Below are 16,010 nucleotides of genomic sequence, written 5' to 3'. Positions count from 1 at the left end.
AATCGCGTGATCCGCCAATGGGTTCAGAATCAATGTCTCAACCTGCGGACTTGCGCGGATGCGTCACTGCGCGTGATACCTGGGGCTGGTGCCCAGGTGCACGGGATAGTCGTGCTGGTCGCTAAGGGCCGCATCCTCGTTAATCCCCCGATAGACGTAAGAGTCGTCGTTCCTGATCAGCAGCGGATTAACGGTGCCATCAATATAGTCTTCGACATCTTGCCAGCTGGGGTCCGAGGCATACGTTTTTGACTCGCACGGATTCTCATTTGGCAGATTCGACGGATCGGTATTGAGGAAGGCCCATGGGTCGATCGGACCGTAGCCCGTGTACTTGTTCCAGTTCTTCTTGCCTGACTCGGCGAGGGCCTGCAGGATCCGGTTGGCATTGGCGTCGTCAAACCTCTGCCACGCGATAGCCAGGAACCCGGCGACGATAGGCGTCGAAAAGGACGTACCTTCCCCGAAGTAGATTTTCTTATCCGTGCCACTGCGGTAGTAAACGCCGCCCAATGCGGCGGTAAAGATCCCGTTACCCCAGTTCGTATAGTCGGTGAGGGAACCGTTTTTCAAGACTGCACCGACCCCGCATATACCCGACCACGACGGTAACGTGTCGTCAGGGTCCTCCGTGGAGTCATTTCCCATCGAAGCAACCACCATGACTCCCTGGTCGATGGCCCTCGCCATCGCCCAACGCAGGTCTTCGGAGTATCCGGGGTAGCTGCTTGAGATCGTGATAATGTCCGCGCCGTCATTGATCGCTTGCTCAATCAGCAGCGAGGTATCGGTTCCTTCTGTGCCGGTCCACCCGGGCAAATCACAGGTCTGTCCCTCTCTGTCGCCGTTCAACTGAACGGCGTAGGTGTGGAGCGTCGCCCCGGGGGCCACGCCAAACTCGGGCGCCACCAGGAGCTGTGCAACCAGCGTTCCGTGATCAGCGTGTTCGGCCGTGGAATTCACGGGGCACGGGCTCTTGTCCACGATATTCGCGCCCGCCAGCTCGGGAATATTCGGGTTCACGGTCCCGTCGATCATCGCGATGACTGTGCCCTTACCGGTGTATCCCTGCGAGTGCAGCGACCGGATCCTGTAGTGCGTGTAGTACTCCTGCTCGTTGCCCGTCAGCGGCGGATCGACAGCCCGCGCGGGAGCAGCGGGCAGCAGCGTGGTCCCGGCGACCAGCACAACAACGCCGAGTGCAACCATGCACGCGCGCCGACACCGACGCCTCACATTCCTGGTCATGACAGGTCCTCTTCCGACTCATCGATATTCTTTGGCCTGCCGCGCAGGTGCGACAGAATCACTAAACCGCCCAGCAGTGCGGAACCGAGGACCGCCACCGCCGACACAATGTATGCGCGGATCGTCAGGTTATTGTCTCGGTTTGTCAGGTTAGCCGATGCCTCGGCAGGGCGCAGCGGAGCGGGGTGCTCGGCGGCGTTCGGGTGCGGCGGCCCATACCTGGTTCCAATGTCGCCAAAGGTGAGGGCGTCGTAGGGCGCAACAATACCCCAGCCCAGTTCGTCGGTACGCTGGTCGGCGGTCCCGCGCAGGGCCGTCACCTCCAGGCGGTATTTCCACATGTCGGGGCCCTCGCCCGGGAACTGGGCGGCAACCAGGGCGGCGAATCCACCGGCGTAGGCGGTCGCGTACGAGGATGACGGCAGGGGCGTGCTCCCAGAGTGCCCCCCAACCATGCAGTCGGCCTGGTCGAACCAGGTCGTGTGAATGACCCCCGCGGGGACGGCCAGATCGACGTGTGCGCCGTGCACCTGCTGGTCGGACGCCGAACCGTCCGCGTTCGTGGCGGTCACCGCCAGCACGCCCTCGTACCCGGCCGGGTAGACGACGACGTTATTCTCCTGGTCCTGGTACGTATTGCCGGTCGAGGCGACGACGAGCGCGCGGCCACGCACGGCCTGAATGGCCGCCTTCAGGTCCGGGTCGTCCTCCTTCGTTGACTGAGCAACGACGATGATCTGGGCGCCGTGGTCGGCGGCCCACCGAATCGCACGGCCCAGGCGCTGCAGGTAGGTTTCCTCCCCCTTTTTTTGGTTGTTTCCCTGCTCGAGGCCGGTCTCGACGCGGACGGGCAGGATCTGAGCCTCGGGGGCCACGCCGACCAGCCCCGACCCCGTGGAGGATGGCAGTTGCCTGGCGGCGATCGCGCCGGCGATGGCGGTGCCGTGCTCGCCCACGTCAACGCGCCCGTCGGTGTTTTCGCCGCTGAGGTCGGTGCCCGGCAACACGACGGTCTGGCCGCCCGCATTGAAGTGCGCGTTACCCGCGGCGACACCAGAATCTACGACGGCCACCTTAACGCCCGCGCCCCGCGTGACATCCCACGCGCGCCGCACCCCAACCTGGTCGAGGATCGTGGGCTGAGTCTTGATGTAGGTCGGCGTTTCCTTCGGGCAGGTCTGGTCTGCGCTTGAGCTCGGAGTCGGCGTGGGCGCCTCCGATGGCGGGGTCGTGGGCGTGGGCCGCACACTCGGTGCAGGCGTCGGATCCGCGTGAGCAACGGCGGGCCCGAAAGCGGAGGACTCCCCGGCCCGGTCCGCAGGAGCGGAAAGGGGCGCAAACAGGGGCGCGAGCGCGAGGCCCGTCGTCAGCGCGGCACCGACCAGGCCTCGACTCAAAACCCGAGACCGTGCGCGCCCGCGGCTCACGACAACCCCACTGAGGTCGCCGCGGCCTGGGGCGTCAGGTCGGTACCGGGCGGGATAAGGAGCGCCCAGGCCTCGGGGATTGCGGAGGCGTCCGTCTGGGCCCAGCCGAGCGCGTTGATCGACGCACTGGGAGAGGCCCCGAGGGAGTGCATGTGCCCCTGGTCAGAGACGAACGCGTAGGCCGCAGCCTCTCCGCCTCCCGAGGTGATTGCGACGAGCGCGCCGGAGCCACCCGCGACCGTCACCGTGCGCGTGGTGGTCGGGCCGGAGGTGGAGGACACGGATTCGGCGTCGTATGCGGCCTGAACGGCCCGCTGGTTGGGCATCACGTACAGTCCGAGCTGAGGCACCGCGTGGTCGGTGGTGGACATCTGAGCGCACAGGGCGGTGCGGCTTGAGGCGTCCGCCTTCGGGTCGGCCCACTGGGCGTCGGCAAAGTGCTCGTAGAGCGGCCAGTCTTCGCCGATAAAGTCCGCGTGAACGGGGGTCACATCCTTGAACATGTCCGTCGGGAAGGGCCGGGTGGGCGGCGCGTCCTTGTACAGGCGCGAGGCAGTCGAGTTAAACACCGCCAGCTGCGACGAAGTGAGGACCAGGTATGAGTTCAGGACCTCTCCGTTCGTGCTGGTCTGCTGGATGACCGTGCCGATCGTCAGGTTTTCATTCTTTAGCGGTCCCGGCAGCTCGTTCGCGGGCTGTCCGGCGTTCGGGATGTCCGAGTAGCTCCACGACTTCAGCGGCGTGCCGGAGGGGAACAGGTCCACCCACGCGGGTTCTGCCTCGATCGGATAGCCCATGATGTTTTGGAAGGCGAGCGCCCACTCGCTCTGTCGGCTATCGGTTTCGTCGACCAGGTACTTTTTGTTCGTGGTTCCATCCACGAAGTACTTGGTGGCCCCGTGATCGGGGGTCACCAGCGCCGACGTGGCCGCTTTCAGGGGGAAGTTGTCGGTTGGCAGGGACTCGGCGATCCACGTGTGGTACGTATCTTCCAGGTCGCACGACAGCCACGTGTGGCCCAGCTGCGACGAAGCGGGCACGTCGTCGGGGACGCCGGGCAGGCCGATCTGTGCACCTCGCGGGATGTCCTTGAGGGCCGAGGCGCTGGCCGAGATGACCTCAAGCCCCGACTCCTGGGCCAGGAGCCTGGCCGTCGTCACGTTCGTGATCGGGTGAAGCACGCCGTTCGCCCAGAAATACCGGGCGCCAGTGGACTTGACGTCAACCAACACGTAGTTCGAGGCGGTCAGGTCCGGATTCGGGTTGAAGAAACGGATGCCCAATCCGACGACGCACATGATGACGGCGACGACTGTGCCGAAAATCAGCGGGCGCACGGGGGAGGGAGTGTCGACCTCGTGGCCGTCCGGCGTGCCCGACGTGAATGCGGTGATCAGGCGGTTGCGGTTGAAACGCTGGGCTTCAAGAATGTCTTTACTCGACGGCATGGTTCAGCCCCAGAGGTAGACGGCCAGAGGGATCAGGACAAAGAGCGACAGCACAGAAATCGTGTCCGCGATGCGCGTCAGGTGCGGGCGGGCGCGAGGCCCGACGACGTTCGTGACCACCAGGATCAAGGCGGCGGCGATTGACGAGAGGGTGATCCACGACAGTGTCGTCGGATCCGCGCGGGTCGCGAGGGTCGCGGCGACCAGGATCGTCGTCAGGCCGGTGAGCGCACCGAGCAGAACCTCGACGCGGGCGCGGATGGAGCGGGTCTGTAGGATCAGGGAGACCGAACCGAGCAGGATCAAAACCAGCGGGAGGAAGACCGAACGAATGCTGGGCGCGGCCATCATCGAGACGGCCAGGAAGATTGCGGCGAGCGCGCCGCCGGAGCGCAGAGCCACGACGAAGACGAAGGAGGTACTGACCTGGTCCGTCACCCCCTGAGCGGGAATCTGCTCACTGGTGTTCGCGTCCAGGATGCGCACGGGAATGTGGGCCAACGCCACCCACGGCGCAACCTGCAGCAACACGATAACGAAGGCAAAGAGAACGGCAGAAACGCCGACCTGCGAGAGCGCCCCAAAATGCACCATGAGGCCGGTCGCGGCAATTATGGAACCGAGGACTATCGGCGCAGCGATCGAAATCCGATAGCGCTTCGGCAGCGTCAGCGCGGCAACCGATCCGATCAGCAATCCGGACCCAATCGCGATCCAGCCGCCCGCGCTCCACTGGCTTTGAGTCAGACGCAGGGCCGCGGCGGCGGTCAAGAAGGGCGCGGTGTGAGCCAGGGCGATACCGCTGGGCCCCGGGTGCTTCCGGGTCACCACCGCCGAGGTGCCGGTGACGAGCAGCGCGGAGACGACGCCAATCGCACCGTACACGTAGTTCAGCATCGTGATGCGCCCGGGCTGCAGGGAGGCAATCGCATCCGGGGGCGTGGTCGCCAACAGGACTGCGGCGACAAAAACCAGGGCGGCCGCGGACAGTGCGGCGAAGGTGCGAGTATCCTCACGCGTCCAAGGCGTGGACACCCTTTCGATGACTTGTCCGACCGCTTCGGTCAGATCGTCGTAAACCATGTCCGCCGCGCCTTCGCCCAGGGGCTCAAGCGTCAGGGAGGCGCCCGCGCGAACTCCCTGTGCGGACAGCGACTTCGACTGATCGAGCAGGCGCCCTGACGCGGTACGCACCGCAAACCCGTCATTTGTGGGCTCATCAGTGAAAGCACCGGCAGACTCAACCAGTCCGGGGAGCAGCTCAACCAGCGGTATCGACTGCGGAATCGTCACATCGTTGCGATCCACGCCATAGGTAATCGTGAGCGGGATCAGTGCCACTCCACGAGATGTTTTCGATGCCATCGAATCCTCCCCGGTGCCGCGTGATGGGGTTTTTGACTACACGACACAACCCTGTAAGTTTAGGTTGTCGGTCAGGATTTGTCATGATTTTCGCGTAACATCTATAAAAGTATCGGAAACACGGTTAGTATTCGTATGTCCCCATGCTCTCACGCATCCCCGCGGGAGAGTCCACTCATACAAATGGAGGTTCACATGGCAGACCAGAGGGCCGAGGAAGGCGCCCTTCCTAAGGGCGTACAGGCAATCGAGTCGACCTACGCCGACCTACAGGGTCACTTCTCCCGCCTCAGGGGCGACCTGTCATCCGTCGGCGGCGCCTGGACTGGTGAGGCCGCTCTCAAGTTCCAGCAGCTGATGCAGCAGTGGGATGAGAACGCCACCAAGGTTAACGAGGCTCTGCAGGAGCTCGCTGACAAGCTGCGCGGCACGCACCAGTCCATGGAAGCCAACGAGGCTGATACTGAGAGCTCGTTCTCCCAGCTTCTCGGCGGACTGTGATAGAGACGATAGGAGACTGAAATGGATTTCCAGGTACAGTACGGCGCCCTCGATCAGGCCGCCGCTGACATCAACACCGGTGCCGGCAACCTCGATAGCTGCCTGAGCGACCTCGAGCAGACGCTCAACCAGCTGGTCGCATCGTGGGAAGGCCAGGCTCAGGAAGCCTACCAGGCCGCCCAGCGCAAGTGGAACGAGGGCCTCGAGGGCCTGAAGGACGTCCTGCGTCGCACCTCGACCGCCGTTGACTCGGCGCGTACGAACTACCAGCAGACGGACCAGTCCAGCGCTTCCCGCTTCTGATAGCGTCGCTCGGAGAGCATAGAGGGGCCGCCCCAGATGGGGCGGCCCCTCCCTTATGCCTGCCCTCATGTCTGTGCGGGGTTTGCGGTGGCGCCGCGCGTGAGTTTGCGGTGGCGCCGCCCGCCCCCACCGGGGGGTGGGCGGCCTTGTTGTGTGTCTGTGAAGCGTGCTGTGTGTCTGCAGGGGCGTTGATCCGTTCCCGTGGCTGTCGGCCCGCGTGGGATCAGGTGCCGCGTGCTACTACTGCCGGGGTTGCGCGCCGTTTTTTCGCGACACCGTCAACCCGCAGTGGCTCGACCCCGCTGCTGCTGGTGTCGCTGCCTTTTGCGGCTGGTTCGTGGATAGGAAGCTTGTTGCTGGATAGGAAGTGCGTTGCTGGATAGGAAGTGCGCTCGTGGATAGGTTATTAACCTATCCAGAAGCTCGTAACCTATCCACGAAGCCGTTTCCTATCCAGGTGTCCGTTTCTCCGTGTGCCTGCTCCCTGTCCGCCACGACGACGGCCCAGCACTATCTCCCAGATACTATTTCCCCGCATGTCTGTTTCCTAATCCAGATGCAGGGCTGCCGTCAACATCGCCCAAAAAGCGGTGCCTGCGATTGGCGACCCGCCCAAACGCATGATCTACCGCTGGTGTTGCTGCCCTTTGCGGCTGGTTCGTGGATAGGAAGTGCGTTTCTGGATAGGTTATGCACTCGTGGATAGGTTATTAACCTATCCAGAAGCTCGTAACCTATCCAGGTGGCCGTTTCCTATCCACGAAGCCGTTTCCTATCCAGATGCGGGACTCACGCGCGCCGCGCGCTCACCCCCATCCACGCAGGCCACACCCCCGTTATCGGGCTGACTGTTCTCAACCCGCTAAGATACGCGCAGCCCTCTACGGCGCACGCTAAGGCGCATACATGCCCGCGAACAGGGCTGCCCACCACGAACACCTCAGCAAGATTTATGCGCGCCAAGTGAGCCAACGCGCCTCGAAACAAACCCGGACTACCAACTCCTGCCCCTCCTCGCCCACCCACCATCCCAACCCCGCACCAGACACCCAACCCACCAAATACACCACCATCGAAAGACGGCGCGCGTATGCGGGTCAACGCGCCTCAAATCCTAGGGTATGGGGCGAGAGGCGTCGTGAGCGATCTGAAGGAGGACACGACCCCGTCCGCCTACTGCTTGACAGCGTCGATCATCGGGCGGCGTGCTGCCGTGAAGCCGCCTTTAGCGACGGCTACCGCTCGCGATCACCGCACCGAATCCGCGTCGGCGTAGACGATGGTGGCGCGCCGCTCCCCCATCAGGATCTCGGTGCCTGCGGGAACCTCGACCGCCTGCCCGCCCGCCAGCGCAGCGATGCGCCCGTCTGGCGTCCGGATCTGCGTCCCATTCGCCGAGAACGCATCTTCGATCCACGCGCCGCTTGCTGCGGGGCCGACACGCATGTGCGTGCGCGACAGCGATACGGTCGTGTCGGGGACCACGACGGCGCGCGAGCCTTCGTCGGACGCTGGCGCGCGCCCGAGGGTCAGGGGAGCGTCAATGAGTTCGCGTTGCCCAGAATCGAAGATGAGCCACAGCAGGGGGCTGGATGTCGACGCGGCGGGAGCACCCCCCTGCAACCGGTCGGGATCATTCCTGCGGGCGGCCTGGTAGGCGCGTCGGCTGGGCGGCGGCGCGGGCACGCCCGACGTGCGAGGCGCGTATTGCCCGGCGGCGTCACTCTCCGGCTGCCCGATCGCATACGAGGCCTGGGCTGGCTGCGCGGGCACCTGTCGGCCGGGCACATCCCCGTTTCCTGGGGGGGCGGCGGGTGGAACCCGCGAGCCGGATACGGCGGTACGCGGCGGCGCGGGGTGCTCGGGCATGAAACCAGAGCCTCCAGAGGTATCCGAGGCAGGCGCAAGAATCGCATCGAATTGCGTGGACTCGCTGGACTGCTCCCGGGAGGGGGCGGGGGCCGCAGGGACTTGCGGGGCTAAGGCCCCGCGGAGCGAGGGATCGGAGGAAGCTGGGGGAACGGGGGCGCGCGGCGGCACGGTCGGCGGGACGCTCTGCTGCGACGCGGCGTAGCCCGGCCCACTGGGGCCACTGGGACCGGCAGAGCGTCCGGACGCGGAATAGCCTGAAACACCGGGGCCACTAGAGCTACCGGCGCCGCTGGAACCACCGGGGAATCCCGGCGCGGCGTAGCCCGAAACAGTGGAATCACTGGAACCATCCGGGCCTCCGGGCGCGGAATAGTCCGGAACAGTGGAACCACCGGGGAATCCCGGTGCGGCGTAGCCCGAAACAGTGGAATCACTGGAACCACCCGGGACTCCGGGCACGGAGTAGTCAATCGCGTGGGGGGCTGACATGAGCGGGGAGGTCGGAGCGTCCCATTCCTGTGACACCGGGCTGGTGTGGACGCTGTCGAATCCGCTGGGGGCCTGCCCCGGGCGGGGCCGGTCGGCCCCCTCCCCCATGCCGACGGCGGCGGGTCCCGTCGCGAGCGCCGCGTGCTTGCGCAGGTCGACCAGGCGGGTGCGGGTCGCTCCGGTGAGCCAGGTGTGTCCATCACGGACCATGGCGAGCGCGGCGAGGGGGCCGACGACGGTCAGCTGGAGCGCCACGGTCATGGCCGTGTAGGCCAGGGCGGCGCCGAGGGAGGGGGTTTGCGCGTCTGTTTCGTCACGGATCAGGCACACACGCATGGCCGCCATGCCGGGGGTGCGTCCGGTGGCACCCAGCATGATCGCGGAGGCCACCACGGCCTCGACGGTGATGAAGGTGATCGTCAGGGGCGTGAAGTACACGAACCAGGTCGCACCGGCCAGCGCGCCGAGGACCGCCAGGTCGACGAAGTAGGCGCCCACGAGTCGCGTCGCGGTCGCGGGGGCGAAAGGAGTCGTTGTGGTGTCAGGCATTACAGGACCGCCCTCCAGGCGAACGCGAACAGGCCCGAGGCCATGAATGCCGCGGGGAAGAGTGTAAAGATGCAGAAGGTTTGGAGGAAATCGAGGATGGTGCCGACCAGTGCCGCGTGCCCCTGCGGCTCGTACAGTGTCGCCCAGGCGGCTATGGAGATGCCGACGATAACCAGGACGCACATCGGAATCAGGGGGTACATGCCGACGGGGGCAGTCCAGGATTGGACCCAGCTGCCGAAGAGGAAGGCGCACGCCAGGCCGGCGGCCCCGATACGAGGCAGGATGCGGCCCAGGTGGCTTCGGGTGGCGCGGGGCGCGGTGAGCAGGGTGAGGATCGCCGCGATCACCAGAATGAAGCCTGCCAGCCCCCGCCCCATTTCGATGGTCGGGGTGACGGTGCGCGCCAGGGGGATGCCTCCCGCCAGGACGAAGATGGCGGAGGCCGTCACCAGCAGAGTGTTGCGGGCGCCCGTGTGCCCCAGGGCGGTCGCCATGCGCCCGCCGGTGACGGGGCTGGGGGGTTGGGTCGGGGCCTGGCGGATGCGGGAGGCGATCGTGAGGACGGCGGAAACGTCAACGAGCTGACTGTCGGGCACGCGCAGCGCGAGGCGGGGCGCCATGAGGAGAAGATAAATGCCCAGCACGACGGCCAACGGAGCGATGTCGATCAGGTGAAAGAGGGGGTAGGCGCTGATCGTCACCAGGGCGGTCGCGCCGACCCAGGCGAGCATCGCGCTGATCGCGGAGGGGGCGGCCGTCAGCGAGACCACGGCCAGGGCGACCACCAGGGCGACCCAGACCCCGACGACGGGCGCGACGGACAGGGCGTGCAGTCCCGTGGCCGACACGAAGCCGATCGCGCTGTATCCGGCGAGGGCAGGCATCAGCAGGAGCATCACGGGCCGCGAGCGAACGGACCGAGAGACGAAGAGGGGCGCGGCAGCGGCGGCGCAGCAGATCAGGGAGCACAGGATGCGCAGCCAGATCGGGATTGACGAGGCAACGAGAGCCCAGGTGGGTCCGTCCTCCGGGTGCGTAAATTGGCTGAGGGCGGCGTCGGCGACCAGGGGCAGCAGGCACAGGGAGCTGATGGCGCCGATGAGCAGGAAACAGAGGCCGACCAGGGCCAGCACGGGGGACAGCCACTGGTTCTCCTGGCGCGCCGATGCCTCGTTGATCTGTTGGGCAGACAGGACGCGGCTGGAGAGCGCGATCATGGATCCGGAGGGCAGTTCCTGTCCCAGGACGGAACCGCTGTCCAGCGGGCGTCCGTCCGCGTGTGTCAAGCGGACTGAGGGCACGGTCAGGTCGATGGCCAGCATGGCGCACAATCCTGCGACCGTGGTCCCTTGGGGGGCGGCGAAATCGGAGGCGCCGTCCTGGTCGATAACGGTCACGGACACCATGTTGGCGCTCATGGGACCTCCGATCTCAGGGATACAACAGTGACCAGTGTAGTGCACCGCGGCTAACCGTCGGTTAAAACTTGGAAGTCCACTCCGCTACACTGGGGGAAATCGCATCGAACACGGAGGCGCGCAGCGCGAGGAGACCCGATGGTTACACGCAAGAAACGGCGCACTGCTAAGGTTCCGGAGCAGCCCTCCGGCACCCTTGACCTGCAGATACCGCCGGAGAAGGCCGAACCCGCAGCGATGGGTAACGTCTTGATGATGGTCGTCCCGATGCTGGGATCCACGGGTGTCATGGTTTTCATGGCCCTGCAGACCGGCGGCACGCGTTCGATGCTGATGGGCGGCGGCATGCTGGTCGCGATGCTGGGCATGGTGGGCTTCAACATTTATCGCCAGTTCGCGCAGTATCGGACGCGCGTGGTGACTCAGCGGCGCGAATACCTGTCGTATCTGGCTAAGACGCGCGAGGCTGTGCGCAAGGTTGTCAAGAAGCAGCGGGCCTACTACAACTGGGTGTACCCGGACCCGGATGCACTGGTGACCCTGGCGGCCAACGGGGCGCGCCTGTGGTCACGCGAGGGCAACACGTACGATTTGCTGGCGTTCCGCTATGGCAGCGGCACGCAGCCCCTGGGGCTCACGTTCAACCGTCCGCCGATCGATCCGATGACGGAGATGGACGTGGTGTGCCTGTCTGCGATGGATCGTTTTATCGGGGTCCACGACCACACGGATAACGTGGGCAAGTTCCTGTACCTGGGTGATTACAGCCACATCGAGGTTGCGGGCGAGGGCGAGGCCGTCTACGACGAGATGCGCGCGATCATGATGCACGTGGCATGCTTCATTGAGCCGTCGAAACTGAAGATCGCGGTCCTGTGCTCCGCGGATCGTCTGAATGACTGGGAATGGGTGAAGTGGATGCCCCAGGCACGCTCGGCGGTGGTGCGTGACGCGGTGGGCCCCGGTCGCATGATTTCGACGGATCCGGCGGAGTTGGCGGAGATGATCGGCCCGGAAATCCCGATGCGCGGGGCTTTCAGGCCGGGCGATGACATGCCGGAGTGGCCTCATCTGTTGCTGGTGTGTGACGGGGCCGAATTCCCGTCCACGTCCCCCTTCGCTTCGATGGCGGGGGTGCGGGGCGTGACGGTGATGAGCCGTGCGCGCGAGTGGACCCCGATGAAGTCGCACACGGCGCTGCGTCTGGTGATCCACCCCAGCCCGGATCACAATGGTTTGGACGTGATCGACGTGGTGACCATGGACGCGGTTCCCGAGACAGCGCACGCCGACCGTCTGTCCGCGATTCAGGCGGAGGCCGTCGCCCGGCGTATGACGCCGTTTGCGACCCAGCAGAGCCTGGAAGAGGCGGACACGCCGATGGGCCGCTCGGATGAGTCCCGTCAGATGGATCTGATGGAGCTGATCGGTATTGGTGATATTCGCGATTTCGACCCGGAGAGGCAGTGGACGCGCCGCGAGGGCCGCGAACGCTTGGCCGCGCCCTTCGCGGTGACGCCCGAGGGCAAGCCGGTGGTGCTGGACATTAAGGAATCCGCCCAGCAGGGTATGGGTCCGCACGGCCTGTTGATCGGCGCGACGGGTTCGGGTAAGTCCGAGGTGTTGCGCACGCTGGTGTTGGCGTTGGCGCTGACGCACTCTCCCGAACAGTTGAACCTGGTGCTGGTGGACTTCAAGGGTGGCGCGACCTTCGCCGGCATGGCTGATCTGCCGCACGTGTCGGCCATGATTTCGAACCTGGAGTCGGAGCTGTCGCTGGTTGATCGCATGCAGGATGCGCTGCAGGGTGAGATGGTTCGCCGCCAGGAGATGCTGCGCCAGGCGGGTAACTATGCGAACGTGAGCGACTACGAGGCGGACCGTTTGGCGGGCAAGCATGATTTCCCGCCGCTGCCGGCGCTGTTTATCGTCCTGGACGAGTTCACGGAAATGCTGGTGGCCAAGCCGGAGTTCGGCGAGGTGTTCATCATGATCGGCCGTCTGGGTCGTTCGCTGTCGGTGCACCTGTTGTTGGCCTCCCAGAAGATGGATTTGGGTAAGGCGCGGGGCCTGGAATCGCACCTGTCGTATCGCGTGGCGCTGAAGACGTTCACGGAGAACGATTCGCGCGAGGTTTTGGGTATTCCTGACGCGGCGAAGCTGCCGCCTTTGCCGGGTTCGGGGTTCTTGAAGGCTGGCGGCGACGGGCTGGTCCGTTTCCGCGCGTCTTACGTGGCGGCTCCCCCGCCGGCCCGAACGTTGGCGTCCATTTCCGAGGCGTCGACGGCTGGCGCTCCCAGCGCTCCGATTGAGATCCTGCCGTTTACTGTGGCTCCCGTGATCACGCGCGAGGATTCGATGGGTGATGAAGAGGAGGAGGTCGATCAGAGTCAGGAGGTGGTCCTGGCTGGCGACGAGGAGTGGGCGGACATGTCTGAGATGGACATCGCCGTGGCGAAGATGAAGGGGAAGGGCTACCCGGCTCACCAGGTGTGGTTGCCGCCTCTGGAGATCCCGGATACGTTCGCCACGCTGATGCCGGATCTGGGGCCGGACCCGGATCTGGGCTTTGTGTCGCGCGCGTGGCGCGAGTCTGGGACGCTGCGCGTCCCCTTGGGCACGGTCGACTTGCCGCTGGAGCAGCGCCGCGAGACGCTGATCTTGGACCTGTCGGGTGCGGGCGGTAACTTTGCGCTGGTGGGTGGCCCGCAGACGGGTAAGTCGACGACGCTGCGTACGATCGTGCAGGCCCTGTCGCTGACTTACACGCCGCAGGAGGTCCAGTTCTATGTGATGGACTTCGGTGGCGGCACGTTTGCTGGTTTCGATGGCGCACCGCACGTTGCCGGCATCACGACGCGCGACACGCCCGAGGCGCGCACGCGTATGCTGGCGGAGATCGCGTCCATCATGGATGATCGCGAGCGGTATTTCCGTCAGCACGGCATCGATTCGATGGACACGTACCGGCGGGGGCGCCAGGAGGGGCGTTTCGATGATGGTTACGGCGACGTGTTCTTGGTGGTCGACGGTTGGGGCGCGCTGCGTTCGGAGTTCGACAGCCTGGATAAAGAGGTGACGACGATGATGAGCCGCGGCCTGTCCTTGGGCGTTCACCTGGTGGTTTCTGCGGCTCGCTGGATGGACATTCGTTCGGAGGCGCAGGATATTTTCGGGTCCAGGCTGGAGCTGCACACGGCGAATCCGAAGGAGTCGATCGTCAACCGCGACGGTGCGGCCCGTATTCCGAAGGGGCGGCCGGGTCGCGGCATCGACATGGTGGGGCACGAGATGATGGTGGCCCTGCCCCGCGCGGACGAGGACCAGGATCCGGCCACCGTGTCACAGGGCGTTACCTATACGGTGGAAAAGATTCGCGAGTCCTTGGTGGCCGGCGAGGGGCCGAAGCTGCGCCTGCTGCCGGAGCTGATCACGACCCAGGAGATCCTGTCTCAGCTGCCGGAGCAGCAGATTCTGCCGCGCGGCGGCGGCGACATGATCCTGGGCGTGGAGGAGTCCCGCCTGGGGCCGCTCATGTTCAACACGCGCTCGGAGTCGCACCTGTATCTTTTCGGCGACGCAAAGACGGGCAAGACGGCGTTCTTGCGTTCCATCATCCAGGAGATCACGCGCCTGTACTCTCCTTCCGAGGCAAAGATCGTGACGCTCGATATGCGCCGCTCCCTGCTGGGCGACATCCCCGAGGATTATTCTCTGCGGTACCTGACCAACCACCAGGAGGCTATGGGACAGTTGCGCGACCTGGCGAAGTTCCTGCGCACGCGCCTGCCCGGATCGGACGTGACGCCGGAGCAGATCCGCGAGCGGACGTGGTGGTCGGGTCCCGAGGTGTGGATCCTGGTTGACGACTACGATCTGGTGGCCACCACGTCGGGCAACCCGCTGATGGAGATGCTGGATCTGCTGCCGCAGGCGGGCGATATCGGCCTGCACGTGATCATCACGCGCCGCATGGGTGGCGCGTCGCGCGCGGCCTTCGAGAAGGTGATACAGATGATGGGCGACCTGGCGGTCACCGGCATCCTGCTGTCCGGCAATCCCAAGGAGGGCGCGGTCATTAACGGCGTGAAACCCAGGCGCGCGGTGGCGGGACGCGCGCAGGTCGTCCACCGCGATCTGGGGGTGGTGGCCGCGCAGATGTCGTGGACCCCTCCCTCTATGTGATCACATTCTTGACACGGCGCCCCCCGGGGTGCGTATGATTGACCAGTCTGAAAGTAAGGGGAGTAGTTATGTTGTCTCTTGTTTCTCGTCGTGTTGTTGCTGCGGCTTCGTCTTTTTTGTTTGTTGTTGTTGGTTTGTCTGGTTGTTTTCCGTTTCGTGGGGGTTCTGCTGATATTAGTAAGTTGCAGAATATTCCGGAGGGTCAAAAGCGTGAGTTGATTGCTCAGATGAGTTCTGCTTCTGGGCAGGAAAAGCGCAGGATTGGTGAGAAGGCTGTGGCGTTGAGTAAGATGGTGGGTGCTCAGTTGGTGGGGGTGGATCCGGCTGGTATTTCGGGTCAGCAGTTTAAGTTGGATGCGCAGAATCGGGTTTCGGTGAATAAGGACGACATGGTGTATAAGATGATGTCGGCTACTGATTTTTGGCGTTTGGGTGGGGATTCTTATGATTTGTGTGTGGAGCAGGATTGTGAGTATTACTCGTCGTGGACGGTGGATGTTGAGGGTAGTGGTGGTGATGTGGTGTATGTGTGGACGTTGAAGATTGATGGTGCGGATCAGCCGGATAAGCCGTTGGTTCGTAGGTTTAAGGTAGCTAAATAGTTGGTTTTGGCGCATAGGCGCGCTGTTAGGTTTTCCATCAACGATAAGGAGCACATGATGGCAACGAGTTCGGATCAGTCCTACGACGGGGATAAGCAGCAGCAGGCTGCTCCCAAGGTGCAGGAGAGTCAGGAGGCGGTGGATTCTTCTGCGAAGTCGTCTTATGCGCTGGGGTCTGCACAAAAGCCCGACGTCTGGGGAACCGAGAGGGGGCCCGAGTCTTTCGGGCACCGCTCCGGCGACATGTTCGGCGAGATATCGGATCTCCTGTCGAAGGAGAACGCTTTGATTTCGGAGTTTGAGACCAAGATGCGTCAGGCCATGGCCTCCATTGAAGAGACGGAGGCTGATAACGAGCAGACGTTTAGGGCCGTGAACCAGGCCCTGGAGGGTGTTGCCCGTTCGTCGCAGGCGAGCGCGTTGGCCTCCTCCCTGCAAAAAGCAGGCATGATGTCCAAGCAGAGCGGTGCGGGAGGGGCCGACGCGGGTTCCTCCTCGGCCGACGGCGGTTCGGCGTCTTCCGGTGGGGAGACCGAGGGTACCCAGAACGCGCAGACTGCCGCTTCTGGCCCCCACGAGTACTGAGAGTTGTTGTAGAAA

Annotated in this window: 12 protein-coding genes; 6 read left to right on the top strand and 6 right to left on the bottom strand. The window is 64.5% G+C overall.

Annotated elements, in window-relative coordinates; all coding sequences use genetic code 11:
- Positions 1-63 precede the first annotated feature (63 nt).
- Genes BLT68_RS04895 through BLT68_RS04880 form a run of 4 tightly spaced genes read right to left on the bottom strand, consistent with a single transcriptional unit; the run spans position 64 to position 5,488 of the window.
- Positions 64-1,248 carry a S8 family peptidase gene (locus BLT68_RS04895; RefSeq protein ID WP_074633129.1) on the bottom strand — a complete coding sequence of 395 codons (1,185 nt, stop codon included), beginning with the start codon at positions 1,246-1,248 and terminating at the stop codon, positions 64-66.
- On the bottom strand, positions 1,245-2,645 hold the full coding sequence (locus BLT68_RS04890; protein ID WP_232618755.1) for a S8 family serine peptidase: 1,401 nt from the start codon (positions 2,643-2,645) through the stop codon (positions 1,245-1,247). The genes BLT68_RS04895 and BLT68_RS04890 overlap by 4 nt, the downstream gene beginning before the upstream one ends.
- Before the next feature lie 26 nt (positions 2,646-2,671).
- The gene (locus BLT68_RS04885) at positions 2,672-4,123 is read right to left on the bottom strand and encodes a type VII secretion protein EccB (protein WP_070779173.1); all 1,452 of its coding nucleotides are present in this window, start codon (positions 4,121-4,123) and stop codon (positions 2,672-2,674) included.
- 3 nt (positions 4,124-4,126) lie between these two features.
- Positions 4,127-5,488 carry an EsaB/YukD family protein gene (locus BLT68_RS04880; RefSeq protein WP_050695276.1) on the bottom strand — a complete coding sequence of 454 codons (1,362 nt, stop codon included), beginning with the start codon at positions 5,486-5,488 and terminating at the stop codon, positions 4,127-4,129.
- Positions 5,489-5,683: 195 nt separating this feature from the next.
- Here BLT68_RS04880 and BLT68_RS04875 point away from each other — a divergent pair, with 195 nt between their 5' ends.
- From BLT68_RS04875 to BLT68_RS09220, 3 genes are all read left to right on the top strand, one after another.
- Positions 5,684-5,989, top strand: a complete 306-nt coding sequence (locus BLT68_RS04875) for a WXG100 family type VII secretion target (RefSeq protein ID WP_207512875.1) — start codon at positions 5,684-5,686, stop codon at positions 5,987-5,989.
- Positions 5,990-6,010: 21 nt separating this feature from the next.
- Entirely contained in the window at positions 6,011-6,292 is a 282-nt protein-coding gene (locus BLT68_RS04870; protein ID WP_070779175.1) for a WXG100 family type VII secretion target, read from the top strand.
- 1,138 nt (positions 6,293-7,430) lie between these two features.
- Entirely contained in the window at positions 7,431-7,568 is a 138-nt protein-coding gene (locus BLT68_RS09220; protein ID WP_165603239.1) for a hypothetical protein, read from the top strand.
- Here BLT68_RS09220 and BLT68_RS04865 read toward each other — a convergent pair.
- Complete coding sequence (locus BLT68_RS04865) at positions 7,541-9,202, bottom strand: hypothetical protein (RefSeq protein ID WP_074633128.1); 1,662 nt, start codon at positions 9,200-9,202, stop codon at positions 7,541-7,543. The genes BLT68_RS09220 and BLT68_RS04865 overlap by 28 nt on opposite strands.
- Positions 9,202-10,623 carry a hypothetical protein gene (locus BLT68_RS04860; RefSeq protein ID WP_050695280.1) on the bottom strand — a complete coding sequence of 474 codons (1,422 nt, stop codon included), beginning with the start codon at positions 10,621-10,623 and terminating at the stop codon, positions 9,202-9,204. The genes BLT68_RS04865 and BLT68_RS04860 overlap by 1 nt, the downstream gene beginning before the upstream one ends.
- Before the next feature lie 138 nt (positions 10,624-10,761).
- Between BLT68_RS04860 and eccCa the strand changes: the two genes are divergently transcribed.
- The 3 genes from eccCa (at position 10,762) to BLT68_RS04845 (ending at position 15,995) form a co-directional block, all read left to right on the top strand.
- On the top strand, positions 10,762-14,808 hold the full coding sequence (gene eccCa / locus BLT68_RS04855; RefSeq protein ID WP_050695281.1) for a type VII secretion protein EccCa: 4,047 nt from the start codon (positions 10,762-10,764) through the stop codon (positions 14,806-14,808).
- Between the two features lie 68 nt (positions 14,809-14,876).
- Positions 14,877-15,410: a hypothetical protein gene (locus BLT68_RS04850; protein ID WP_074632990.1), complete on the top strand. Its 534-nt coding sequence runs from the start codon at positions 14,877-14,879 to the stop codon at positions 15,408-15,410.
- 57 nt (positions 15,411-15,467) lie between these two features.
- A complete protein-coding gene (locus BLT68_RS04845) occupies positions 15,468-15,995 on the top strand; it encodes a hypothetical protein (protein ID WP_198482569.1) in 528 nt (175 codons plus the stop codon).
- Positions 15,996-16,010 lie beyond the last annotated feature (15 nt).

The organism is Schaalia meyeri (assembly GCF_900105015.1).
Taxonomy (GTDB): Bacteria; Actinomycetota; Actinomycetes; order Actinomycetales; family Actinomycetaceae; genus Pauljensenia; species Pauljensenia meyeri.
The sequence above is the reverse complement of the archived record's forward strand: the minus strand, read 5'-3'. Positions and strand labels throughout refer to the sequence as shown.